Origin of the sequence: Stutzerimonas stutzeri (assembly GCF_018138085.1) — a bacterium.
Taxonomy (GTDB): Bacteria; Pseudomonadota; Gammaproteobacteria; order Pseudomonadales; family Pseudomonadaceae; genus Stutzerimonas; species Stutzerimonas stutzeri_AI.
In genome coordinates this window covers 2,234,304-2,257,755 of sequence record NZ_CP073105.1, presented here as the reverse complement: position 1 = coordinate 2,257,755, position 23,452 = coordinate 2,234,304, and the positions used below count along the sequence as shown (strand labels likewise).

Annotated in this window: 21 protein-coding genes; 12 read left to right on the top strand and 9 right to left on the bottom strand. The window is 60.3% G+C overall.

The window, feature by feature from the left end; translation table 11 throughout:
* Window positions 1-30: 30 nt before the first annotated feature.
* From cysG to ftsK, 6 genes are all read right to left on the bottom strand, one after another.
* Window positions 31-1,428 (bottom strand): siroheme synthase CysG, encoded by a 1,398-nt coding sequence (gene cysG / locus KCX70_RS10485; protein ID WP_212620120.1) that lies wholly within the window; start codon window positions 1,426-1,428, stop codon window positions 31-33.
* A 160-nt stretch (window positions 1,429-1,588) separates the two neighbouring features.
* Complete coding sequence (gene serS, locus KCX70_RS10480; protein ID WP_212620119.1) at window positions 1,589-2,869, bottom strand: serine--tRNA ligase; 1,281 nt, start codon at window positions 2,867-2,869, stop codon at window positions 1,589-1,591.
* A gap of 72 nt (window positions 2,870-2,941) precedes the next feature.
* The gene (crcB, locus tag KCX70_RS10475; protein ID WP_212620118.1) at window positions 2,942-3,316 is read right to left on the bottom strand and encodes a fluoride efflux transporter CrcB; all 375 of its coding nucleotides are present in this window, start codon (window positions 3,314-3,316) and stop codon (window positions 2,942-2,944) included.
* Window positions 3,313-4,638, bottom strand: coding sequence for a replication-associated recombination protein A (locus tag KCX70_RS10470; RefSeq protein WP_021207786.1), 1,326 nt, complete (start codon window positions 4,636-4,638; stop codon window positions 3,313-3,315). The genes crcB and KCX70_RS10470 overlap by 4 nt, the downstream gene beginning before the upstream one ends.
* A 74-nt stretch (window positions 4,639-4,712) precedes the next feature.
* Window positions 4,713-5,339 (bottom strand): outer membrane lipoprotein chaperone LolA, encoded by a 627-nt coding sequence (lolA, locus tag KCX70_RS10465; protein ID WP_021207787.1) that lies wholly within the window; start codon window positions 5,337-5,339, stop codon window positions 4,713-4,715.
* Window positions 5,340-5,355: 16 nt separating this feature from the next.
* Entirely contained in the window at window positions 5,356-7,761 is a 2,406-nt protein-coding gene (gene ftsK, locus KCX70_RS10460; RefSeq protein WP_212620117.1) for a DNA translocase FtsK, read from the bottom strand.
* Window positions 7,762-7,975: 214 nt separating this feature from the next.
* Here ftsK and trxB point away from each other — a divergent pair, with 214 nt between their 5' ends.
* The 4 genes from trxB to infA all read left to right on the top strand — a co-directional run bounded on the left by trxB (window position 7,976) and on the right by infA (window position 10,724).
* Window positions 7,976-8,923 carry a thioredoxin-disulfide reductase gene (trxB, locus tag KCX70_RS10455; protein WP_021207789.1) on the top strand — a complete coding sequence of 316 codons (948 nt, stop codon included), beginning with the start codon at window positions 7,976-7,978 and terminating at the stop codon, window positions 8,921-8,923.
* A gap of 42 nt (window positions 8,924-8,965) precedes the next feature.
* Complete coding sequence (gene aat / locus KCX70_RS10450) at window positions 8,966-9,646, top strand: leucyl/phenylalanyl-tRNA--protein transferase (RefSeq protein WP_212620116.1); 681 nt, start codon at window positions 8,966-8,968, stop codon at window positions 9,644-9,646.
* A gap of 52 nt (window positions 9,647-9,698) precedes the next feature.
* Window positions 9,699-10,406, top strand: a complete 708-nt coding sequence (locus KCX70_RS10445; RefSeq protein ID WP_102850741.1) for an arginyltransferase — start codon at window positions 9,699-9,701, stop codon at window positions 10,404-10,406.
* Window positions 10,407-10,505: 99 nt separating this feature from the next.
* Window positions 10,506-10,724, top strand: a complete 219-nt coding sequence (gene infA / locus KCX70_RS10440) for a translation initiation factor IF-1 (RefSeq protein ID WP_002553999.1) — start codon at window positions 10,506-10,508, stop codon at window positions 10,722-10,724.
* A 174-nt stretch (window positions 10,725-10,898) separates the two neighbouring features.
* On the opposite strand, the gene clpA is transcribed toward infA, so the two are convergent.
* The gene (clpA, locus tag KCX70_RS10435) at window positions 10,899-13,169 is read right to left on the bottom strand and encodes an ATP-dependent Clp protease ATP-binding subunit ClpA (RefSeq protein WP_021207792.1); all 2,271 of its coding nucleotides are present in this window, start codon (window positions 13,167-13,169) and stop codon (window positions 10,899-10,901) included.
* 30 nt (window positions 13,170-13,199) lie between these two features.
* Entirely contained in the window at window positions 13,200-13,562 is a 363-nt protein-coding gene (clpS, locus tag KCX70_RS10430; RefSeq protein ID WP_021207793.1) for an ATP-dependent Clp protease adapter ClpS, read from the bottom strand.
* Window positions 13,563-13,775: 213 nt separating this feature from the next.
* Here clpS and cspD point away from each other — a divergent pair, with 213 nt between their 5' ends.
* Window positions 13,776-14,033, top strand: a complete 258-nt coding sequence (gene cspD, locus KCX70_RS10425) for a cold shock domain-containing protein CspD (RefSeq protein ID WP_021207794.1) — start codon at window positions 13,776-13,778, stop codon at window positions 14,031-14,033.
* A gap of 56 nt (window positions 14,034-14,089) precedes the next feature.
* Here cspD and icd read toward each other — a convergent pair whose 3' ends face one another.
* The gene (icd, locus tag KCX70_RS10420; RefSeq protein ID WP_102850742.1) at window positions 14,090-15,346 is read right to left on the bottom strand and encodes an NADP-dependent isocitrate dehydrogenase; all 1,257 of its coding nucleotides are present in this window, start codon (window positions 15,344-15,346) and stop codon (window positions 14,090-14,092) included.
* A 364-nt stretch (window positions 15,347-15,710) separates the two neighbouring features.
* Between icd and KCX70_RS10415 the strand changes: the two genes are divergently transcribed.
* The 7 genes from KCX70_RS10415 (at window position 15,711) to KCX70_RS10385 (ending at window position 23,447) form a co-directional block, all read left to right on the top strand.
* On the top strand, window positions 15,711-17,936 hold the full coding sequence (locus tag KCX70_RS10415; protein WP_212620115.1) for an NADP-dependent isocitrate dehydrogenase: 2,226 nt from the start codon (window positions 15,711-15,713) through the stop codon (window positions 17,934-17,936).
* A 113-nt stretch (window positions 17,937-18,049) separates the two neighbouring features.
* Window positions 18,050-18,490 (top strand): NUDIX hydrolase, encoded by a 441-nt coding sequence (locus KCX70_RS10410; protein ID WP_212620114.1) that lies wholly within the window; start codon window positions 18,050-18,052, stop codon window positions 18,488-18,490.
* A gap of 68 nt (window positions 18,491-18,558) precedes the next feature.
* Window positions 18,559-19,689, top strand: a complete 1,131-nt coding sequence (gene mnmA / locus KCX70_RS10405; protein ID WP_165788457.1) for a tRNA 2-thiouridine(34) synthase MnmA — start codon at window positions 18,559-18,561, stop codon at window positions 19,687-19,689.
* Window positions 19,686-20,309, top strand: coding sequence for a high frequency lysogenization protein HflD (hflD, locus tag KCX70_RS10400; RefSeq protein ID WP_102850746.1), 624 nt, complete (start codon window positions 19,686-19,688; stop codon window positions 20,307-20,309). The genes mnmA and hflD overlap by 4 nt, the downstream gene beginning before the upstream one ends.
* A gap of 106 nt (window positions 20,310-20,415) precedes the next feature.
* Window positions 20,416-21,786, top strand: coding sequence for an adenylosuccinate lyase (purB, locus tag KCX70_RS10395; RefSeq protein ID WP_102850747.1), 1,371 nt, complete (start codon window positions 20,416-20,418; stop codon window positions 21,784-21,786).
* 76 nt (window positions 21,787-21,862) lie between these two features.
* Window positions 21,863-23,029 carry a cupin domain-containing protein gene (locus tag KCX70_RS10390; protein WP_212620113.1) on the top strand — a complete coding sequence of 389 codons (1,167 nt, stop codon included), beginning with the start codon at window positions 21,863-21,865 and terminating at the stop codon, window positions 23,027-23,029.
* Window positions 23,022-23,447 carry a GNAT family N-acetyltransferase gene (locus tag KCX70_RS10385; RefSeq protein ID WP_102850749.1) on the top strand — a complete coding sequence of 142 codons (426 nt, stop codon included), beginning with the start codon at window positions 23,022-23,024 and terminating at the stop codon, window positions 23,445-23,447. The genes KCX70_RS10390 and KCX70_RS10385 overlap by 8 nt, the downstream gene beginning before the upstream one ends.
* The last annotated feature ends 5 nt before the right edge of the window (window positions 23,448-23,452 follow it).

Sequence of the window (23,452 nt, the reverse complement as noted above, 5' to 3'; positions counted from 1 at the left end):
ATCTGATGTGCATGCATGCGAGCGCCGCGTTTATTCGGACGCGGCACCAGCCCCTTCGAACCAGGCGAGTTTCTCTCGGAGCTGCACCACCTCGCCTACGATAATCAGCGTCGGGGCTTGAACCTGCTCGCTTGCGACCCGCGCAGCCAGATTGGCCAGCGTGCCGGTAAAAACACGCTGATGGCTGGTAGTGCCTTGCTGAATCAACGCGACGGGCGTATCGGCTGCGCGGCCGTGGGCAATCAATTGCTCGCAGATCACCGGCAAACCAACCAAGCCCATGTAGAAGACCAGCGTCTGGCTGGGCGCCACCAACTCAGACCATGGCAGATCGCAGCTGCCATCCTTCAGGTGCCCGGTGACGAAACGCACCGACTGCGCATGATCACGGTGGGTCAGCGGGATACCGGCGTAGGCGGCGCAGCCACTGGCGGCGGTTATGCCGGGAACAACCTGGAACGGGATATCGTGAGCCGCCAGCTCTTCGATCTCCTCGCCGCCACGTCCGAAAATGAAGGGGTCGCCGCCCTTCAGGCGCAACACCCGCTTCCCCTGTCGGGCCAGCGTCACCAGCAATTGGTTGATCTGCTCCTGGGGGACGGCGTGCTCGGCGCGCTGTTTACCGACGTAGATCCGATCGGCATCACGACGACACAAGTCGAGAATGGCCGGCGCAACCAGGCGGTCATAGAGCACGACGTCAGCTTGCTGCATCAACCGCAACGCACGGAAGGTCAGCAAATCCGGGTCGCCAGGACCCGCACCGACCAGGTACACCTCACCGAGGCGCTTGGGCGACGCGCCGGAAAGTTTTTCTTCCAGCAGACGCTCCGCTTCGTGTGCCTGCCCCGCCATCGCCCGCTCGGCGATGTTGCCCTGGAAGACTTCTTCCCAGAACACTCGCCGTTGCTGGACGTTCGGCAGCTTAGCCTTGACCTGACTGCGAAATTTCTTGGCCAGACCAGCCAGCTGACCGTACACCGCAGGTACCCAGGTTTCGATCTGCGCCCGCATCAACCGCGCCAGAACCGGGGCGTCGCCACCGCTGGACACGGCGATCATCAGCGGTGAGCGATCGACTATCGCAGGGAAGATGACAGTGCACAGATCGGGCGAATCCACCACATTGACCGGTATGCCGAGCGCCTTGGCATCTTGCGACACCTGTGCATTCAGCGGCTCGTCATCGGTTGCAGCGATCGCCAGCACGCAGCCGGCAAGGTCGCCGCTGGCATAGCCGCGCAGACAGGACTGCCCGCCGCCTCGCTCTACCAGGTCGGTCAACTGCGGTTCAATCTCAGGCGCCACGACACGCAGCACTGCACCGGCTTCGGACAACAAGCGCGCCTTGCGCAAGGCGATCTCGCCGCCACCGACGACCAGCACCGCGCGACCTTTGAGATTGTGAAACAGCGGCAGAAAATCCATCAGCGAGTCCTGGGGCAGGAAAAGTAGGTCCATCTCAACCATTGCGCGGAAGATGGCCCTTGTCGGGTATCAAGAAGTCAGGATAGTGCCGGGTGCCGGCCTGCGGAGCGGCAATTCACCGCGCCGACTACCGGCCCCAACACACCTGCTGGCCGCGCTATCAGCCGATGACTTCGATACCGCCCATGTAGGCCTTCAGGACTTCGGGCACCTCTATGCTGCCGTCCGCCTGCTGGTAGTTTTCCAGCACTGCGACCAGCGTGCGACCTACCGCCAGACCGGAGCCGTTGAGCGTATGCACCAGCTCGGGCTTGCCGGTTTCCGGATTACGGAAACGCGCCTGCATGCGACGTGCCTGGAAATCGCCACAGTTGGAGCAGGAAGAGATTTCGCGATACTTGTCCTGGCTCGGCACCCAGACTTCCAGATCGTAGGTCTTGGTGGCGCCGAAGCCCATGTCGCCGGTACACAGCGCCAGCACGCGATACGGCAGTCCCAACAGCTGCAGCACCTTTTCGGCGTTGCCGGTAAGGCTTTCAAGCGCCTCGAACGACTGGCTCGGCTCGACGATCTGCACCATCTCGACCTTGTCGAACTGATGCTGGCGAATCATGCCCCGAGTATCACGGCCAGACGCACCGGCTTCGCTGCGGAAGCACGGCGTGTGTGCGACGAACTTCAGCGGCAGCTGCTTGGCATCGAGAATCTCACCGGCCACGATGTTGGTCAGCGACACCTCGGCAGTCGGAATCAGATAGAGGTCAGCCTCGTTCTCACGGCTGATCTTGAACAGATCCTCCTCGAATTTCGGCAACTGGCCGGTACCCTGCAACGCGGGAGCCTGAACCAAATACGGCGTATACGCCTCCTCATACCCGTGTTCGCGGGTGTGAAGGTCGATCATGAATTGCGCCAGGGCGCGATGCAGACGAGCAATCGGCCCGCGCATCAGGGCGAAGCGAGCGCCCGACAGTTTGGCGGCGGTTTCAAAGTCGAGCCAGCCATGCGTTTCGCCAAGCGCCACATGATCCTTGACCTCGAACTCGAACGCCTTCGGCGTGCCCCAACGGCGCACCTCGACGTTGTCGTCTTCGTCCTTGCCCACAGGGACGGACTCGTGCGGGAGATTCGGCAGGCTCAGCATCAACTGGTCCAGTTCGGACTGGATGCCGTCGAGCTCGACCTTGCCGGCATTGAGCTCGGAAGCCATGCGATCTACATCGGCGAGCAAGGGGGCGATATCTTCACCGCGCTGCTTGGCCTGACCAATCGACTTGGAACGCGCGTTGCGCTCGGCTTGCAGTTGCTCGGTGCGGGTCTGCACGGTCTTGCGCTGTGCTTCCAGCGCCTCGATACGCGCCACGTCCAGCTGGTAGCCGCGAGTAGCCAGGCGATCGGCGACATCTTGCAGCTGTGTGCGTACCAGTTTCGAATCAAGCATGGTGGGTCTCGTCTATGAAAGCTTTGAGGAAAGGCAGAGCGAAAACGGAGTTTACTGTCATCGCGATCAGGTTCATAACCTGGCGAGCGTCAGCCCTGCCCAGGCGGCCATCAGCCCCCCGAGGACGCTGACGCCGATATAACCGAAGGCCGTTGCAAGCTGGCCACTCTCGAGCAGGCGCAGCCCATCGAGCGAAAAACTGGAGAACGTCGTCAGGGCGCCAAGAAAACCGATGATGAGGCCGCCGCGCAGCTCCGGCGAAATGTCCGGGCGCGCCAGAAAAGACGCATACAGGTAACCGATCAGCAGACAGCCGAGCAGATTGACCGCCAGCGTCGCGAGATGGAAATGGCGGGGCCAGTGGGTCGATACCCAGGTCGCGATACCGAAGCGGATCAGCGTACCGACCACGCCGCCAGCCGCCACCGCAAGCGCCATCCGAATCATGTTTTTCTCCGTTGCCGTGGGCTTTGCCGATCGAGACGAGCCAGATGCTCGAGCTTGTCGCGAATCTTGCTTTCCAGCCCGCGCGGCACCGGCTGGTAATACTGACGCGGCGCCATTGCGTCTGGAAAATAGTCCTCGCCGGCGGCGTAGGCATCCGGCTCGTCATGGGCGTAGCGGTATTCGTTGCCGTAGCCCAACTCCTTCATCAGCCGTGTCGGTGCGTTGCGCAGATGCAGAGGCACTTCCTGCGAACCGTTTTCAGCGACATCGCGCATCGCGGCTTTGTAGGCCATGTAGACGGCGTTGCTCTTCGGCGCGCAGGCCAGGTAGACAATGGCCTGCGCGACTGCCAGTTCGCCTTCCGGGCTGCCCAGGCGCTCCTGCACATCCCAGGCCGACAGACACAGCCCCATAGCACGCGGATCGGCGTTACCGACCTCCTCGCTGGCCATCCGGACCACCCGGCGTGCGATGTAGAGCGGGTCGCAGCCGCCATCGATCATCCGTGCGAACCAGTACAGCGCCGCGTCAGGATTGGAGCCACGAACGGACTTGTGGAGGGCTGAAATCTGGTCGTAGAACGCTTCGCCGCCCTTATCGAAGCGCCGGCGGCTATCGCCCAACAGATCCTGCAGCAGCTCGACGCTGATCTCGCCGCCCTCTTCAGCCAGGTCCGAAGCGTTTTCCAACAGGTTCAACATCCGTCGGCCGTCGCCATCAGCCGCAGCCATGAGCACCTGGAAACTCTCCTCGGGCAGGCTGAGGTGCATATCGCCCAGGCCTTTCGGCTCGGTCAATGCGCGCGTGACCAACCTTCGCAACGCAGCCTCGTCGAGGCTCTTGAGCACGTACACGCGCGCCCTGGACAACAAGGCGTTGTTCAGTTCGAACGAAGGGTTTTCGGTCGTGGCACCGATGAAAATCAGCGTGCCGTCCTCCACGTACGGAAGAAAGGCATCCTGCTGCGACTTGTTGAAGCGGTGCACCTCATCGACGAAGAGAATGGTGCGCCGGCCATACTGCGCCGCCTGTTGCTTGGCGATCTCCACTGCCTGGCGGATTTCCTTGACGCCTGCCAGCACCGCCGAGACGGTCTCGAAGTGTGCATCCGAAACCTTGGCCAACAAGCGCGCCAAGGTCGTCTTGCCAACCCCGGGGGGACCCCAGAACACCATCGAATGCAGCGCACCCTGCTCCAACGCTTCGCGCAGTGGCTTGCCGCGCGCCAGCAGGTGCTCCTGCCCGACATACTCGTCGAGACTGGTGGCACGCAAACGCGCAGCTAACGGCTGAGCGGCAGGTTCGCGACTGAAAAGGTCCATCGCGGGCGGAACCTCTTATGCGAACGGCCTGCAATCAAGCAGGCCGCATGCGTGGGTGAAGGCAGCGAAGAGGATCATTCGGAGATGACGTCGGCGCCCTTGGGAATCTCGAAAGTGAACAGGTCGGCCTTGAGCGGCTGGTTCAATTTGACGCCCTGAAACAAGATGTTGGTGCGCTGGCCCACGCCGTCGACCATCTGCATGTCATTGATCACGCCACCGCGAAAGGACAAGCGCAGGCTATCGAACAACGTGTCTTTGGCTTTGGGTTTGAGCGTGAAATCGACCACCTCGCCCGCTTCCTGGTGCGACACCTCGAAGTTCTCGTTGATCGCCGACACGTCCCCTGAGAGCAAGAGAGCCGGCGTATGTGTCAGTCGTTGATCGAGGGTCTGGATGGTCACCTGCTCCAGGTCCGGGTCGTACAGCCAGACTTTCTTGCCATTGGAAACCAGCAGTTGCTCCATCGGTGCGTCGGTGTGCCAGCGAAACTGCCCCGGGCGCTTCAGGGCCATCTCGCCGGATGTTTCCTGGAGTTGAGTCCCGGTGCCGTCGAGTGACAGCTGGGAAAAACGGCCGGTCAGGGTCTCGGCTTTCTGTAACAGACCGGTAAGGCGCTGTACCGAAGCGGCCTGGTCGGCGTGAGCGGGAACAAAGGTAAACAGCAGCGCAGATGCAAACAGCGTGCGAATCAATTGCATGAAGCCCTCAGTGCGACTAATCGCGGATGGGAGGCGGCGCGAGCACTTCGCGCGAGCCATTGGTATTCATTGAGGTGACGACACCTGCCATTTCCATGGCCTCGATCATTCGAGCCGCGCGGTTGTAGCCGATCTTGAGCTTACGCTGCACCGCGGATATGGAGGCGCGACGGCTTTCGGTAACGAAGCGCACGGCCTCATCGTATAGCGGATCTTCCTCGCTGCCTTCGCTGCCACCACCTTCACCGCTGCCGCCGTCGAAACCACTGCCGGACTCTTCGGCCCCTGCGAGGATTTCCTCGATGTAGTCAGGTGCACCGCGGGCTTTCCAGGCTTCCACTACGCGATGGACCTCATCGTCGGATACGAAGGCGCCGTGTACGCGAATCGGCAATCCGGTGCCCGGCGGGAGATAGAGCATGTCGCCGTGGCCGAGCAGCTGTTCGGCGCCGCCCTGGTCGAGGATGGTGCGTGAGTCGATCTTGCTCGAGACCTGGAATGCCATGCGAGTCGGGATGTTCGCCTTGATCAGGCCGGTGATCACGTCCACCGAGGGGCGCTGGGTCGCGAGGATCAAATGGATGCCCGCTGCCCGCGCCTTCTGTGCGATACGCGCGATAAGTTCTTCGACCTTCTTGCCGACGATCATCATCATGTCGGCGAACTCGTCTACCACCACGACGATCGTCGGCAGCTTCTTCAGCAGTGGCGCCTCATCTTCCATGCTCTCGCGGCGATACAGCGGATCGGTGAGCGGCGTACCGGCCTCCTCCGCCTCTTTCACCTTGCGGTTGAAGCCGGCCAGGTTGCGCACGCCCATGGCCGCCATCAACTTGTAGCGACGCTCCATCTCGGCGACGCTCCAGCGCAGCGCGTTGGCCGCCTCCTTCATATCGGTTACGACCGGGCACAGCAGATGCGGGATGCCTTCGTAGATAGACAGTTCGAGCATCTTCGGGTCGATCATGATCAGCCGTGCGTCTTCCGGCGTGGACTTGAACAATATCGACAGGATCATCGCGTTCACGCCGACCGACTTACCCGAACCGGTGGTACCGGCGACCAGCAGGTGGGGCATCTTCGCCAGGTCGGCAATCACCGGTTTGCCGCCGATATCGTGGCCGAGCGCGATGGTGACCGGCGACTTGGCGTCGTCATAGGGAGCGGAGGACAGTACTTCGGAGAACCGTACGATCTGGCGGTCCTCGTTGGGAATCTCGATGCCCACGGTGGTTTTGCCGGGAATCACCTCGACCACGCGCACACTGATCACCGCCAGTGAACGTGCGAGGTCCTTGGCCAGGTTGGAGATCCGGCTGACCTTGACCCCGGCCGCTGGCTGAATCTCGAAACGGGTGATGACCGGGCCCGGATGAACCGACTCGACGATGACCTCGACGCCGAACTCCTTCAGTTTGATCTCCAGCAGCCGCGACATGGCTTCCAGCGATTCGGGCGAGTACTGCTTCTGCTGTTTTTCAGCGACATCCAGCAGCGACAGCGGTGGCACGCTGCCCTCGATCAGCGGGTCGACGAAGAGATTGGCCTGTTTTTCCTTCAGGACGCGCTTGCTCTGCTCGACCGGCTTCGGCGGTGCAACTGGCGGGATCACCGGCGCCGGACGCTTTTCGCGCTCGCTCATGTGCTTGCTCAGCGACTCTTCCCGCTCGAGCAGGCGCTCCTTCACCTTGGCGCGTTCACGACGATCGGGGAGTGAGCCGGCTACTTCGTTGACCACGTCATCGGCTTCACGCAGCTGCGCAACGAGCTGCTTACGTTCGTTACGAGCGGACCACCAGCGGCTGAACAGGCTCTGGATCAGCTCGATGAGATCGAGGGTGATCTTGCCGGTCAGGTCCATTACCTTGAACCAGGAAAGATCGGTAAATACCGTGAGACCAAACAGGAAGAAAGCCAGCAACAACAAGGTGCTGCCCTGAACATTGAGCGCCGCCTCGGCGAGCTGCCCAAGACTTTCGCCCAATGCCCCACCCGCCGACGCAGGCAGATTATTGGCGAACTGGAAGTGAATATAAGCCAGCGCAGAGCCTGAAAGAATCAGGAATACGAGCCCGATCAACCGCCAGGAAAACAGCCAGCCGTTCCAGGTCCAGGGTTGGTGCCGCGCACGGAACACCTGCCAGGTCTTGATGCCCAGTAACAACGGAAACAGGAAGGCAAAATAACCGAGGGCCATGAACAGCACATCGGCGAACCAGGCCCCGGCGCGGCCGGCGGCGTTCTGGACTTGCTGGACGTTGCTGGTGTGCGTCCAGCCCGGATCGGCCGGGTCGTAGGTCAGCAATGCCATCCAGAGGTACGCGCACAGCGCTCCGAGCGCGATCAAGGCACCCTCTTTGAGACGGTAATGCAATTGCTGTCGCCAGACGGAAGCCGGCGCGGTAGAGGAGGTATTCTTCAAAACGCTTTATTTCCTGCGCCCAGGGCGCTCTCTATGAACCGTATTCAGCCAGATAATTGGACATTGTACGGGTTTGTCGATTCGATGGCATGCCGGTTCCGCGCCGGCTTGGGCTTTTCGCGATGCTTCGGTGTAGCATAAACGCCAGTTTTTTCAGCGCGGCTCGACTGGAGCACGCTTCTCTATTCGCAACAAAGGCTTATGAGGGCTTTTTATGAATGAAGTCAAGCATTCACGTCTGATCATCCTCGGCTCAGGCCCGGCCGGTTATACCGCCGCGGTGTACGCCGCCCGCGCCAATCTGAAACCGCTGATGATCACCGGTATCCAGCCTGGCGGCCAGCTCACCACCACTACCGAAGTGGATAACTGGCCGGGCGATGTCGAGGGTCTCACCGGCCCGGCACTGATGGAACGGATGCAGAAACACGCGGAACGCTTCGATACCGAAGTGGTGTTCGACCATATTCATACCGCCGAGCTGCAGCAGCGCCCGTTCGTCCTGAAGGGCGACAGCGCCACCTACAGCTGCGACGCCCTAATCATCGCCACCGGCGCCTCGGCCCAGTATCTCGGCCTGCCATCGGAAGAGGCGTTCGCCGGGCGCGGCGTATCGGCCTGCGCCACCTGCGACGGCTTCTTCTATCGCAACCAGGTGGTAGCCGTGATCGGCGGCGGCAATACGGCTGTCGAGGAAGCGCTGTACCTGTCGAACATCGCCAAGGAAGTGCACCTGATCCATCGTCGCGACAAGCTGCGCTCGGAGAAGATTCTCCAGGACAAGCTCATGGAAAAGGCGACCAACGGCAACATTCGCCTGCATTGGAACCATACCCTGGAAGAAGTGCTGGGCGATGCCAGTGGCGTCACCGGTGTTCGCCTGAAAAGCACCCTGTCGGGTGAAGAGCAGAAGCTCGAGCTGGCGGGCGTCTTCATCGCCATCGGCCACAAGCCCAACACCGACCTGTTCCAGGGCCAACTCGACATGCGAGATGGCTACCTCAAGGTCAAGGGCGGCAGCGAGGGCGACGCCACCTGCACGACTATACCGGGCGTATTCGCGGCAGGCGACGTGGCCGATCACGTCTATCGTCAAGCCATTACATCCGCTGGTGCCGGCTGCATGGCCGCACTCGATGCGGAAAAGTACCTGGACCAGTAACCCACTCCGGGGCGGGTTCGCCGCCCCTTCGTGACGACCGATATGCTGACCTGGCTGCAGCGCGACGAGCTGTCGTTTCCCCCTTTGGAGACGGCGATGCGTGAACCCAACGGGCTACTCGCGGCCGGCGGCGACTTGTCGCCCGAGCGCTTGCTGGCTGCCTACCGTCATGGCTGCTTTCCCTGGTATCAGGAGGGGCAGCCGCTGCTGTGGTGGTCCCCCGACCCACGCACAGTGCTCTACCCTGAGGAACTGCATGTTTCGCGCAGCCTAGCCAAAAAACTGCGCCAGGGCGTATTCGACGTTACGTTCGATCGTGCATTCCGAGACGTCATAGAAGGCTGCGCCGCACCACGCGACTATGCCGACGGAACCTGGATCACGACACCGATGCAGAACGCCTACATCAAACTGCATCAGCTTGGCGTCGCGCACTCGGTTGAAGTCTGGCAAGACGGACAGCTGGTCGGGGGCCTCTATGGCCTCGCCATGGGTCGGCTATTCTTCGGTGAATCGATGTTCAGTCGCACGACCGATGCGTCCAAGGTGGGTTTCGTGACATTAGTGGAACGTCTCCGAGACTGGGATTTCAAATTGATTGACTGCCAGATGCCGACGCAACACCTGGCCAGTTTCGGCGCGCGAACAATCCCCCGCCGGATCTTCGCCGAAGCGCTCGCAAAGCACCTGGATGAACCCGGTCCAGCCCGATGGGAGCCCTAGTCGACGAAGCCGAGCTGACCTACACTGATTACAAGATTTCCGAGAACTGACCATGACTTCATTGGCTCGTCTCAAGTTCTACGCGACCCAGCCTCATGCGTGCAGTTATCTGCCCGACGAACAGGCCACGACGCTCTTCCTCGACCCCAGCCAGCCGATGGACGTGCAGGTGTACGCCGAGCTGTCTGAAATGGGATTTCGCCGTAGCGGCGACCACCTTTATCGTCCGCACTGCCAACGCTGCACCGCCTGCATCCCCGCTCGCATACCCGCTGAAGGGCTACAGCTCAATCGCCAGCAGAGACGCATCCTCAAGCGCAACGCCGATCTGACCGTCACCAACGTTCGCCCCTCGTTCACCGAAGAGTACTATTCGCTCTACGCCACGTATATTGAGCAACGCCACGCGGACGGCGACATGTACCCGCCGAGCCGAGACCAGTTCCATACCTTTTTGGTACGCGACCTTCCCTTTTCCCGTTTCTACGAGTTCCGCCTGGAAGGACGGTTGCTCGCCTTGGCGGTTACCGATGTGCTGCCCAACGGGTTGTCCGCGGTGTACACCTTCTATGACCCGAACGAAGAGCGCCGAAGCCTCGGCCGCTTCGCCATCCTGTGGCAGGTCGGCGAGGCGGCGCGGCTCGGGCTGAAGGCAATCTATCTGGGTTACTGGATCAAGAATTGCCGCAAGATGAATTACAAAACCGAGTATCGCCCCATCGAACTGCTGGTCAACCAGCGCTGGATTACTCTGAGCTGAGCCCTTGGCTCTCAGGGCCCTTTCAGGCACAATACTTGCCGCTTTTACCCGGGCATTTTTCGCGCCGGGTTACTCATTGGACACCGAGGGCTTTACTGAATGTCGAAAGAAGACAGCTTCGAAATGGAAGGTACTGTCGTCGACACCCTGCCCAACACCATGTTTCGTGTGGAGTTGGAAAATGGGCACGTCGTTACTGCGCACATCTCTGGGAAGATGCGCAAGAACTACATCCGGATCCTGACCGGTGACAAGGTTCGCGTCGAACTGACGCCTTACGACTTGAGCAAAGGTCGTATCACTTACCGCGCCCGTTAACGGACCGCGAGGACGAACGCCCGGCAACCGCCGGGCTTTTTGTTGCGCTGAACTATTTATTGCTCAGCCACCGCGCAGCATGTATTGGAAGCACTCGCAGGCGACAAGTGCAGTCAAATGAAAACGCCCGGCAAATGCCGGGCGTTTCATCTAGGCGCAACAAGCTAGCCTAGGCTATGCCAGTTCGGCTGACGTCTCGAACTCGAAGAAGGGTTCACCGTCGCGAATATCGATGTGCACCACGCCGCCATGCTCGGCCAACTCCCCAAACAGAATCTCCTCGGCCAGCGGTCGCTTGATCTTATCCTGAATCAAACGAGCCATTGGTCGCGCGCCCATCTGAGGGTCATAGCCACGCTCGGCCAACCAGCCACGGGCCGCATCCGACACTTCGAGCGTGACATGCTTGTCCTCAAGCTGCGTCTGCAGCTCGATGAGAAACTTGTCGACGATGCTCTTGATGACTTCATGGCTCAGACGACCGAACTGGATGATCGTATCCAGGCGATTGCGGAACTCAGGCGTGAAGCTCTTCTTGATCACCTCCATGGCATCCGAGGCGTGATCCTGATGAGTGAAGCCAATCGAAGCCCGGGCAGCGGTCTCCGCGCCAGCGTTCGTGGTCATGATCAGAATCACGTTGCGGAAATCAGCCTTGCGGCCGTTGTTGTCCGTCAGAGTGCCGTGATCCATGACCTGCAGCAGCAGATTGAATACCTCGGGGTGCGCCTTCTCGATCTCATCGAGCAGCAGCACGCAATGAGGCTGCTTGGTAATGGCCTCGGTCAGCAACCCGCCCTGATCGAAACCGACATAGCCGGGCGGCGCACCGATCAACCGAGACACGGTATGGCGCTCCATGTACTCGGACATATCGAAGCGAACCAGCTCGATACCCAGTGCGCGCGCCAGTTGCCGGGCAGCCTCCGTCTTACCGACCCCGGTGGGGCCGGCGAACAGGAATGAACCGACAGGCTTGTCAGGAGCTTTCAACCCAGCCCGGGACAGCTTGATAGCGGTCGCGAGCGAGTCGATGGCGTCATCCTGACCGAAGACCGTCAGCTTCAGATCACGCTGCAAATTGCGCAGCAATTCCTTATCCGACGTGCTGACATGCTTGGGTGGTATGCGTGCGATTTTCGCGATGATGTTCTCAACCTGCTCGACATCGATTCGCGGCGCACGCTTATCCTCCGGCAACAGGCGCTGGTAAGCGCCCGCCTCGTCAATGACGTCTATCGCCTTGTCGGGCATGTGCCGATCATTGATGTAACGCGAAGACAGCTCGGCGGCGGCGCGAAGAGACTCGTCGCTGTACTCGATGCCATGATGCTGCTCGAAACGGCCTTTCAAGCCGCGCAGGATACCAATCGTGTCCTCCACGGAGGGCTCGGAAACGTCGACCTTCTGAAAACGTCGAGCCAGCGCTCGGTCTTTTTCGAAGATGCCGCGAAACTCCTGGAAGGTGGTCGAGCCGATGCAGCGAATCTCCCCCGACGACAGCAGCGGCTTGAGCAGATTGGACGCGTCCATCACTCCACCCGAGGCCGCGCCGGCCCCGATGATCGTATGGATTTCGTCGATGAACAGCACCGCCTGGGGACGCTTGCGCAGCTCGTTCAGCAGCGCCTTGAAGCGCTTCTCGAAATCGCCGCGATATTTGGTCCCGGCAAGCAACGCACCCAGGTCGAGCGAGTAAACCACGCTATCCGCCAGCAACTCTGGAACCTGGCGATCTACGATACGCTTGGCGAGACCCTCGGCGATCGCCGTTTTACCGACTCCGGCCTCACCGACCAGCAACGGGTTGTTCTTGCGGCGCCGAGCAAGAATCTGCGCGACCCGTTCGACTTCATGCTCGCGGCCAACCAAGGGATCGATCCGTCCTTGACGGGCCAAATCGTTGAGGTTGCTGGCATATGCGTCGAGCGGATTGCCGGAGGCGGCCGACTCGCCGCCCTCCTCGTCCTGCATGTCCGAATCGCTTTCCGGGTTGCCGTTATGACCCGGCACTTTGGAAATCCCGTGAGCGATGTAATTGACCACATCGATACGCGCTACATTTTGTTGCTTGAGCAGGAACACCGCCTGGCTTTCCTGCTCGCTGAAAATGGCCACCAGAACGTTCGCGCCAGTGACCTCGCGCTTTCCGGAGCTCTGAACGTGAAAAACAGCACGCTGGAGCACGCGCTGGAAGCCCAGGGTTGGCTGGGTTTCGCGTTCCTCATCGTGTTGAGGAATCAACGGCGTCGTGGAGTCGATGAACTCCTGCAAATCATGGCGCAATTTATCGAGACTGGCCCCACAGGCCCGCAAAACCGTTGCGGCTGCTTCGTTATCCAGCAAGGCTAACAGGAGATGTTCAACCGTCATGAATTCATGACGCTTGGTACGAGCCTCCTTGAAAGCCAGATTCAAAGTGACTTCGAGCTCACGGTTCAACATAGCTTTCACCTCTTACCCAGCACTCGGGGTTTAACCGTCCTTCTCGATCTCACAAAGCAACGGATGCTGGCACTCCCTTGCATATTGATTGACCTGCATCGCTTTGGTTTCAGCAACGTCTCTTGTGTAGACGCCACAAACGGCCCGCCCTTCGGTATGAACCGCCAGCATGATCTTGGTGGCGAGCTCCCGATTGTGATTGAAAATTCCCTCAAGCACCTCCACGACGAAATCCATCGGCGTGTAGTCATCATTGAACATGACAACTTTGAACATCGGTGGTGCCTTCAGCAGCGGTTTGGCCTCCTCGACAGCTAGGCCGGTGGAGTCGTCGTCCAGCGGTTTGGGACGATCATGATTGAATATTAGTCGAATCTCTGGAGATGCACGCATGCGTATAACGGTTCTAGATCGGGGCGCCGAGGCCGGGTAATTGGAATGGCTTCACAGCCACCTGACGAGTCGCCTTGACTATCGGCAAAACGGTGATACAAACAGTATGTGCCACAACGGCAACGGGCTGCGCGTATGGGCTATGTGCTGCATCAGCGCGGAATGAAATGGATGTTACTCCAGTGATGGACTCCTTTGCAGAGGGATAACAGCATGCTAAGCGGTAAGGTCAAGTGGTTCAACAACGCCAAAGGCTACGGATTCATCGTAGCAGACGGCGGCGATGAGGACCTGTTCGCCCATTACTCGGCCATACAAATGGAAGGGTATAGAACGCTCAAAGCTGGGCAGGCGGTCATGTTCGACATCCTGCAAGGTCCCAAGGGCCTGCACGCAACCAACATTCAATCGCTGCAGAGCACGACTGAAACAGTGGCGCCTGTTTCACAGGGCTCGACCGTAGACGCCTGACTCCAGGTAACGAAAAGGCCGATCATTGATCGGCCTTTTCGTGTTGCCCGCATGTATTACATGTGGGAGATCATGGCGTCGCCGAATTCGGAACAGGACATCAGCTTCGCACCTTCCATCAGGCGCTCGAAGTCATAGGTCACCGTCTTCGCGGCGATGGCGCTCTCGGTCGATTTGATGATCAGGTCCGCCGCTTCCACCCAGCCCATGTGGCGCAGCATCATTTCCGCCGAAAGAATCAGCGAACCAGGGTTCACCTTGTCCTGGCCGGCATACTTAGGCGCCGTACCGTGTGTCGCCTCGAACATGGCGACCGTGTCGGACAGGTTGGCACCCGGAGCGATACCGATGCCGCCCACTTCTGCCGCGAGCGCATCGGACAGGTAGTCACCGTTGAGATTGAGCGTAGCGATAACGTCGTACTCGGCGGGACGCAGCAGGATCTGCTGCAGCATGGCGTCGGCGATGGCGTCTTTGACAACGATGTTCTTGCCGGTCGTCGGGTTCTTGAACTGCATCCAAGGGCCGCCATCGAGCAGTTCTGCGCCGAACTCTTCACGCGCCACCTCGTAGCCCCACTCTTTGAAGGCCCCTTCGGTGAACTTCATGATGTTGCCCTTGTGCACCAGGGTAACCGAGCTACGATCGTTATCCACTGCATACTGGAGGGCCTTGCGAACCAGGCGCTTGGTGCCCTCGAGCGAGACCGGCTTGATGCCGATGCCGCAGTTTTCCGTGAAGCGGATCTTCTTGACGCCCATTTCCTCGGTAAGGAACTTGATGACCTTCTCCGCCTCTGGGGAGCCGGCCTTCCATTCGACGCCGGCATAGATGTCTTCGGAGTTCTCGCGGAAGATCACCATGTCGACATCGGCCGGCTTCTTCACCGGGCTGGGCACGCCGGTGAACCAACGAACAGGACGCTGACATACATAGAGGTCGAGCTCTTGGCGCAGCGCAACGTTCAGCGAGCGGATGCCGCCACCGACAGGCGTGGTCAACGGCCCCTTGATGGAAACCACATAGTCACGAACGGCCTCCAGGGTTTCCTTCGGCAGCCAGGTGTCCTGATCGTAGACCTGGGTCGCTTTCTCTCCAGCGTAGATTTCCATCCAGGAGATCTTGCGCTGGCCACCGTACGCTTTCTCGACGGCGGCATCGACCACCTTGATCATCACCGGACTGATGTCCACACCGATGCCGTCACCTTCTATATAAGGGATGATCGGGTTGTTGGGGACATTCAGGGTGTTATCGGCATTGACGGTGATTTTGTCACCGCTGGCAGGCACCTGGATCTTTTGGTATCCCATGCTGGACTCCGTTTTGTGGTTAAACATTAAACAGTGGTCATCTTCAAAGAGTACCCCAGTTGAATCGACCGAAACCATATGTTCGTTCGTCGTATGGCTCCGGCATTCTTCGACAACAGGCTGCGGTGATATACTGCTTAGGTGACTAACGAGTCATGAAGGGTCAATCGGTCTCCAACGGGATCCTTGCTCCGGAAATCGCCAGGCTGCCAACCGTGGCCGGACGGTTCAAACGCTCAACACTCTAGTGGTGCTGCAACCAACATCATCGCGGCGAGCTTCGTAACTGGCGCAAAACAGCCAGCGCGCCTACCTGCGCACCTCGAGGCTCTGTGCACGCTCAGCAAGAGAGAGTCAACACTACATGTCCACCCGCTCGAAGATCATTTACACCTTCACCGACGAAGCACCGGCACTGGCCACCTATTCGCTTCTGCCCATTGTAGAAGCCTTTGCCGCCTCTGCTGACATAGCCGTCGAAACACGTGACATCTCTCTTGCAGGGCGCATTCTTGCAAGTTTTGCCGACCAGCTGGACGCCGACAAAGCAGTCGATGACGACCTGGCCAAGCTCGCCGAGCTGACCAACCAGCCGGACGCGAACATCATCAAGCTGCCTAACATCAGCGCATCCGTACCGCAGCTCAAGGCGGCCATCGCAGAACTGCAGGCGCTTGGCTACAACATCCCCAACTATCCGGAAGATCCGCAGACCGACGCCGAAAAGGACGCCCGTGCGCGCTACAGCAAGGTGCTCGGCAGCGCCGTGAACCCGGTACTGCGCGAAGGCAACTCCGATCGCCGCGCACCTGCGGCCGTTAAAGCCTTTGCCCGCAAGCATCCGCACTCCATGGGCAAGTGGAGCAAGGCCTCCCAGTCCCACGCAGACTACATGCGCGGTGGCGATTTCTTCTCCAGTGAGCAGTCCATCACCATGGACAAAGCTGGCGACGTGCGTATCGAGTTCGTCGGCAAAGACGGCCAGGTCGAAGTGAAGAAGACGCTTTCCTTGCAGGAAGGCGAAGTGCTCGACGGCATGTTCATGAGCTGCAAGAAACTGCGTGCCTTCTTCGAAGAGACCCTGCAGGACTGCAAGGAAACGGGCGTCATGTGGTCGCTGCATGTGAAGGCCACGATGATGAAGATTTCCCATCCGATCGTGTTCGGCCATGCCGTCAGCGTCTATTACAAGGACGTCTTCGATAAGTACGGCGAGCTGTTCAAGGAACTGGGCGTCAATCCGAACAACGGCTTGAGCAGCGTCTATGACAAGATCAAGGCGCTACCCGATTCGAAGCAGGAAGAGATCCTCCACGACATCCACGCCTGCTATGCCGGCCGCCCGGAAATGGCGATGGTCGATTCCGTCAAGGGCATCACCAACCTGCACATCCCGAGCGACGTGATCGTCGATGCGTCCATGCCAGCGATGATCCGCAGCTCCGGGCAGATGTGGGGCAAGGACGGCAAGCTCAAGGACACCAAAGCCGTAATGCCGGAAAGCACCTACGCGCGGATCTATCAGGAGATGATCAACTTCTGCAAAACCAACGGCGCGTTCGACCCGACCACCATGGGCAGCGTCTCGAACGTTGGCCTGATGGCGCAGAAAGCCGAAGAATACGGCTCGCACGACAAGACCTTCGAGATGGTTGTGGACGGCACCATGCGCGTCGTACTCGCCGATGGCACCGTTCTGATACAGCACGACGTGGAAAAAGGCGACATCTGGCGCGCCTGCCAGACCAAAGACGCGCCGATTCGCGACTGGGTCAAGCTGGCAGTCACTCGTGCCCGTCAATCGAACACGCCGGCAATCTTCTGGCTTGATCCCGAGCGCGCCCACGATTGTGAGCTGCAGAAGAAAGTCGAAACCTACCTGCAGGAGCACGACCTGACCGGTCTGGACATCCGTCTGATGGGCTACAACGAGGCCATTCGCGTCAGCATGGAGCGCCTGATCCGCGGCCAGGACACCATTTCGGTGACCGGCAACGTACTGCGCGACTATCTGACGGATCTGTTCCCGATCATGGAGCTGGGCACGTCGGCCAAGATGCTTTCCATCGTTCCACTGATGGCCGGCGGCGGCATGTACGAAACCGGCGCTGGCGGTTCCGCGCCCAAGCATGTCCAACAGCTCATCGAAGAGAACCACCTGCGCTGGGATTCGCTCGGCGAGTTCCTCGCGTTGGCGGTATCGCTGGAAGAAACCGGGATCAAGACCGGCAACGCCAAGGCCAAGCTGCTTGGCAAGACGCTGGACGCGGCCACCGGCAAGCTGCTCGACAACAACAAGTCGCCTTCGCGTCGCACCGGCGAGCTGGACAACCGTGGCAGCCACTTCTACCTGGCGCTGTACTGGGCCCAGGAACTGGCGGCACAGACCGAAGATCTCGAGTTGCAAGCTCGCTTCGCACCGCTGGCCAAACAGCTGAGCGACAACGAAGAAGCCATCATCGCCGAAATGGCCGCGGTCCAGGGCAAGCCAGTGGATATTGGCGGCTACTACCGTTCCAACTCGGAGTTGACCAGCCAGGTCATGCGTCCGAGCGCAACCTTCAACGCCGCGCTCGCCGCACTGACATGATCCGCTAGCGTAAATCGGCGTTCGCTGTAAACGAAACCCCGGCCCAGGCCGGGGTTTTCTGTTTTCGCTACGTGCGAACGATACTATCGCTCCTTTACACAGGAAGACCCGACATGACCTGGCACCCCCACATCACGGTGGCGACGATCGTCGAAGCAGATGGCCGCTTCCTCATGGTCGAAGAATCCAAGGGCGGCCGGCTGGTACTGAACCAACCTGCCGGCCACCTGGAGCCCAACGAGACACTGCGTCAGGCGGCTTTACGCGAGACGCTCGAGGAGACGGGATGGACGGTCGAGCTAAGCGGCGTGGTAGGCATCTATCTCTACACCGCGCCGAGCAACGGCGTGACCTATCAGCGTGTCTGCTTTGCGGCCACACCGCTCACGCATGATCCGCAGCGGACACTCGACGAAGGCATCACAGGTGCGCTCTGGATGACTCGAGACGAGTTGGTCGCCCAGCCGGAACGCTGGCGAAGCGAGTTGATACTGCGTTGCATCGATGACTACCTGGCAGGGCAGCCATTTGACCTTGCGGTCGTTCGGGACTGATCCGCCTTAACCGCTCACTTGACCGGCCTGTTAGAATCACGTTTTTTTGCAGTTGACTTCGAGTTTCTATGCCCGCTTCAACATCCGCTGCTCCTGAAAAACTTCGTGTCATTGTCGGCATGTCCGGTGGAGTCGACTCGTCGGTCTCCGCCCTGCTTCTGCTCGAACAGGGCTATCAGGTCGAAGGCCTGTTCATGAAGAACTGGGAAGAGGATGACGGCACCGAGTACTGCACCGCACGCGAGGATCTGGCCGACGCGCAAGCAGTTTGCGATCGAATCGGCATCCCGCTGCATACCGCGAATTTCGCTGCAGAGTACTGGGACAACGTGTTCGAGCATTTCCTTGCCGAATACAAGGCCGGGCGGACCCCGAACCCGGACATCCTCTGCAACCGCGAAATCAAGTTCAAGGCGTTCCTCGACTATGCGCTGTCACTTGGCGCGGACCTGATCGCTACCGGGCACTATGTGCGCCGCCATGACCGCGACGGGCGCAGCGAGCTGCTCAAGGGGCTCGATCCCAACAAGGACCAGAGTTACTTCCTCCACGCTGTGGGCGGCGAACAGCTGAGCAAGACCCTGTTCCCTGTCGGAGAGCTGGAGAAACCTGCGGTCCGTGCGCTTGCCGAGAAACACGGGCTTGCCACGGCCAAGAAGAAGGACTCCACCGGCATCTGCTTCATTGGCGAACGCCGCTTCAGCGACTTCCTCAAGCAGTACCTGCCGGCTCAGCCGGGCGACATCGAGACCGTGGAGGGGGAAGTCATCGGCCGCCATCATGGCCTCATGTATCACACCATCGGTCAGCGCCAGGGACTGGGCATCGGCGGTCTCAAGGATGCCGGCGACGAGCCCTGGTACGTGTTGAGCAAAGACCTCGACCGCAATGTCCTGGTTGTCGGACAGGGTAATGACCATCCCTGGCTGTTTTCTCGCGCCCTGCTCGCGTCCGAGATCTACTGGGTCAACCCGATCGAATTGCCCGCACCGCTGCGTCTCACGGCCAAGGTACGCTACCGCCAGTCCGATCAGGCTTGCACGTTGGAGCGGATCGGCGATGGCTATCGGGTCGTCTTCGACGAGCCTCAGCGCGCGGTGACACCTGGGCAGTCCGTGGTTTTCTACGACGGCGACGTCTGCCTCGGCGGCGGCGTGATCGAAACGGCCGAGCGCTGGCTTGCCGGAGCTCACGCATGACACCGCAGCAGGAACAGTTGATCGCCCTGGGGGCGGTATTCGAAGCCGCGGTACTGGTCGACCGCATCGCCCGAACTGGTCAAGTGCCGAATGCCGCACTCGGTAGCATGTTGGGCAGCCTGCTCGTACGCGAGAACAAGCCGGCGCTGGAGATATATGGTGGAGACGACCTGAACCTGCGCGATGGCTACCGCGCCCTGGTCGGCGCGCTGGAGCGTGACACCAGCAGCCTTCAGCGCGAGCCCCTGCGCTATGCGCTGGCGATGATCGGCCTGGAGCGGCAACTGGATAAACGCGGCGACATGCTGCAAGTCATCGGCAGTCGTCTGGACCAGATTCAACAACAGGTCGACCATTTCGGATTGACCCACGAGAATGTGATCGCCTCGTTCGGCGGCCTCTATCAGGACACGCTCAGCACCTTTCGCCAGCGCATCCAGGTGCAAGGCGACATGCGTCATCTGCAGCAAACCGACAATGCCGCCAAAATCCGCGCGCTCCTGCTAGCCGGCATTCGCGCGGCGCGGCTGTGGCGCCAGCTGGGAGGCCATCGTTGGCAAATGGTCTTTAGCCGGCGCAGGTTGCTCGACGCGCTTTACGCCATGCTTCGCGCGGAATGAACCAGGCTACAACGCAACCGACCCGGTCACAGCGACCGTCACCTGTCCGCTTTCATGTATAATCTGCGCCCTCTTTTCGTTGCTCGACTGTCCGAGAATGCCCTCTATGCAGCTTTCCTCGCTCACCGCGGTTTCCCCTGTCGATGGCCGCTACGCCGGCAAAACCAGCGCTCTGCGCCCCATTTTCAGTGAGTTCGGTCTGATTCGCTGCCGCGTTCAGGTTGAAGTTCGCTGGTTGCAACGCCTGGCCGCACACGCCGGAATTCCGGAAGTTGCCCCCTTCTCGGACGAAGCCAACGCCCTGCTGGACCAGTTGGCTGAAAATTTCCAGCTCGAGCACGCCGAACGGGTCAAGGAATTCGAACGCACCACCAACCACGACGTGAAAGCGGTGGAGTACCTGCTCAAGGAACAGGCCAAGCAGCTGCCCGAACTGGCCAAGGTGAACGAATTCATCCACTTCGCCTGCACGAGCGAGGACATCAATAACCTCTCCCACGCGCTGATGCTTCGCGAGGGCCGTGACGAAGTGCTGCTGCCATTGATGCGTCAACTCGCCGACGCCATCCGCACGCTGGCCGTGGCGCACGCCGACGTACCGATGCTGTCGCGTACTCATGGCCAGCCCGCCTCGCCGACCACCCTCGGCAAAGAGCTGGCCAACGTCGTCTACCGACTCGAACGCCAGATCGCGCAGGTTGCAGCCGTGCCGCTACTGGGCAAGATCAACGGCGCCGTGGGCAACTACAACGCCCATCTTTCGGCCTACCCGAACGTCGACTGGGAAGCCAATGCGCGCGAGTTCATCGAGAAAGATCTGGGCCTTTCGTGGAACCCCTACACCACCCAGATCGAACCCCACGACTACATCGCCGAACTGTTCGACGCGGTTGCGCGTTTCAACACCATTCTTATCGATTTCGATCGCGACATCTGGGGCTACATCTCGCTGGGTTATTTCAAGCAGCGCACCGTTGCGGGTGAGATCGGCTCGTCGACCATGCCGCACAAGGTCAACCCGATCGACTTCGAAAACTCCGAAGGCAACCTGGGCATTGCCAATGCGCTACTGCAGCATCTGGCGAGCAAGCTGCCCATCTCCCGCTGGCAGCGTGACCTGACCGACTCCACCGTACTGCGCAACCTGGGCGTCGGCATCGCTCACAGCGTCATCGCCTACGAGGCGAGCCTCAAGGGCATCGGCAAACTGGAACTCAACGAAGCGCGCATAGCCGAGGACCTCGACGCCTGCTGGGAAGTGCTGGCCGAGCCGATCCAGACCGTCATGCGGCGCTACGCCGTAGAAAACCCGTACGAGAAGCTCAAGGAACTGACGCGCGGCAAGGGCATCAGCCCGGAGGCGCTGCAGGCTTTCATCGACGGCCTCGAAATTCCCGCCGAGGCGAAGGCAGCGCTACGCCAGATGACCCCTGCCGGCTATATCGGTAATGCCGCAGCCCAGGCCAAGCGGATCTGAGCCATCACCTCTTTTGCACGCCCGGCTGTGCCGGGCGTTTTTATTTGCAGCTCTGTAGCAGAGCAAGGTAACAAGCATGACTTCCGATTTTCCTTTGCAAATTCTCGGCGGCATCAGCGCACGCGAGTTCCTGCGCGATTACTGGCAGAAGAAGCCTTTGCTGATTCGCCAGGCGATCCCCTCGTTCGAGAGCCCGGTTTCTCCTGACGAACTGGCAGGCCTCTCGCTGGAAGAGGAAGTCGAGTCGCGCCTGGTCATCGAACACGGCAACAGCCCCTGGGAACTGCGCCGCGGACCCTTCGGCGAAGACACCTACCAGGACTTGCCGGAGCGCAACTGGACGCTGTTGGTCCAGGCGGTCGACCAGCTGGTTCCCGAGGTCGCCGATCTCATCGAGCACTTCCGCTTCCTGCCGAACTGGCGAATCGATGACGTCATGATCAGCTTTGCCGCACCGGGCGGCGGCGTTGGGCCGCATTACGACAATTACGACGTGTTCCTGCTTCAAGCCCAAGGCCAGCGCCGCTGGCGAGTCGGACAGATGTGCGACAGCGACAGCCCATTGTTGCCCCACGCCGACCTGCGCATTCTGGCGGACTTCCAAGGTACTGACGAATGGGTGCTCGAGCCTGGCGACATGCTCTATCTGCCACCCCGGCTGGCACACTTCGGGACCGCAGAAGATGCCTGCATGACCTATTCGCTGGGCTTTCGCGCGCCCAGCGCAGCGGAGGTCCTCACCCATTTCACGGACTTCCTCGCCCAGTTCCTGCCTGATGAAGAACGCTACAGCGATGCCGACCTGGTTCCGGCCGAGGATCCGCACCAGATCCAGAGCGACGCGTTGCAGCGCCTTCGCGCCATGCTCGCCGAGCATATGGGTGATGAGCGGTTGTTGCTCACCTGGTTTGGCCAATTCATGACCGAACCGCGCTACCCCGAGCGTGTGCAAGGTCCCGATATCGACGAACAGGGTCTGCTTTCGGCGCTCGATGACGGCGCAGTCCTGGTGCGCAATCTCAGCGCCCGCCTGGCCTGGAGCGAAGTCGATATAGGCTTGCTGCTCTTCGCCAGCGGCCAAAGCCGACTGCTTCCGGCACACTTGCGCGATCTGCTGAAGCTGATCTGCTCCGCTGATGCACTGCACGCCGAGAACCTTGCCGCCTGGCTGGGTGACGAGGATGGGCGTAATCTGGTGTGGCAATTGGTCAAACAGGGAAGTCTGGAGTTCGCTGATGAGTGAAATAGAAGTTCGCATCGCCGACTGGCAACGGGACAACGCCGACCTGCGTCGAATTCGCGAAACCGTGTTCATCGCCGAACAATCCGTTCCACCCGAGCTGGAATGGGATGCGGACGATGCGGAGGCCGTGCATTTTCTCGCACTGGAAAGCGGCTATCCCATCGGCACGGCCCGACTGCTCAGCGACGGGCACATTGGCCGTGTCTCAGTTCTACGCGATTGGCGCGGCATGCATGTCGGAGGCGCGCTGATGAAAGCGGTGATTCAGGAGGCCGAACGCCGCGGCCTCAGCGAACAACGGCTCACTGCACAGGTGCACGCCACCGCCTTCTACGAACGGCTCGGTTTCGAGGTGGTCAGCGATGAGTTTCTCGAGGCAGGCCTGCCTCATGTCGACATGCTTCGAAAAAGCAGCTGAGCGCC

What these genes read in the sequence shown, in the direction of transcription:
- infA (WP_002553999.1), top strand. Translation starts at nt 10,506, where the DNA reads ATGTCGAAAGAAGACAGCTTCGAAATGGAAGGTACTGTCGTCGACACC.
- aat (WP_212620116.1), top strand. Translation starts at nt 8,966, where the DNA reads ATGCTGACCTGGCTGCAGCGCGACGAGCTGTCGTTTCCCCCTTTGGAG.
- KCX70_RS10470 (WP_021207786.1), bottom strand. Translation starts at nt 4,638, where the DNA reads ATGGACCTTTTCAGTCGCGAACCTGCCGCTCAGCCGTTAGCTGCGCGT.
- KCX70_RS10385 (WP_102850749.1), top strand. Translation starts at nt 23,022, where the DNA reads ATGAGTGAAATAGAAGTTCGCATCGCCGACTGGCAACGGGACAACGCC.
- icd (WP_102850742.1), bottom strand. Translation starts at nt 15,346, where the DNA reads ATGGGATACCAAAAGATCCAGGTGCCTGCCAGCGGTGACAAAATCACC.
- hflD (WP_102850746.1), top strand. Translation starts at nt 19,686, where the DNA reads ATGACACCGCAGCAGGAACAGTTGATCGCCCTGGGGGCGGTATTCGAA.
- clpS (WP_021207793.1), bottom strand. Translation starts at nt 13,562, where the DNA reads ATGCGTGCATCTCCAGAGATTCGACTAATATTCAATCATGATCGTCCC.
- KCX70_RS10445 (WP_102850741.1), top strand. Translation starts at nt 9,699, where the DNA reads ATGACTTCATTGGCTCGTCTCAAGTTCTACGCGACCCAGCCTCATGCG.
- lolA (WP_021207787.1), bottom strand. Translation starts at nt 5,339, where the DNA reads ATGCAATTGATTCGCACGCTGTTTGCATCTGCGCTGCTGTTTACCTTT.
- cspD (WP_021207794.1), top strand. Translation starts at nt 13,776, where the DNA reads ATGCTAAGCGGTAAGGTCAAGTGGTTCAACAACGCCAAAGGCTACGGA.
- mnmA (WP_165788457.1), top strand. Translation starts at nt 18,559, where the DNA reads ATGCCCGCTTCAACATCCGCTGCTCCTGAAAAACTTCGTGTCATTGTC.
- crcB (WP_212620118.1), bottom strand. Translation starts at nt 3,316, where the DNA reads ATGATTCGGATGGCGCTTGCGGTGGCGGCTGGCGGCGTGGTCGGTACG.
- KCX70_RS10410 (WP_212620114.1), top strand. Translation starts at nt 18,050, where the DNA reads ATGACCTGGCACCCCCACATCACGGTGGCGACGATCGTCGAAGCAGAT.
- clpA (WP_021207792.1), bottom strand. Translation starts at nt 13,169, where the DNA reads ATGTTGAACCGTGAGCTCGAAGTCACTTTGAATCTGGCTTTCAAGGAG.
- purB (WP_102850747.1), top strand. Translation starts at nt 20,416, where the DNA reads ATGCAGCTTTCCTCGCTCACCGCGGTTTCCCCTGTCGATGGCCGCTAC.
- serS (WP_212620119.1), bottom strand. Translation starts at nt 2,869, where the DNA reads ATGCTTGATTCGAAACTGGTACGCACACAGCTGCAAGATGTCGCCGAT.
- trxB (WP_021207789.1), top strand. Translation starts at nt 7,976, where the DNA reads ATGAATGAAGTCAAGCATTCACGTCTGATCATCCTCGGCTCAGGCCCG.
- cysG (WP_212620120.1), bottom strand. Translation starts at nt 1,428, where the DNA reads ATGGATTTTCTGCCGCTGTTTCACAATCTCAAAGGTCGCGCGGTGCTG.
- KCX70_RS10415 (WP_212620115.1), top strand. Translation starts at nt 15,711, where the DNA reads ATGTCCACCCGCTCGAAGATCATTTACACCTTCACCGACGAAGCACCG.
- KCX70_RS10390 (WP_212620113.1), top strand. Translation starts at nt 21,863, where the DNA reads ATGACTTCCGATTTTCCTTTGCAAATTCTCGGCGGCATCAGCGCACGC.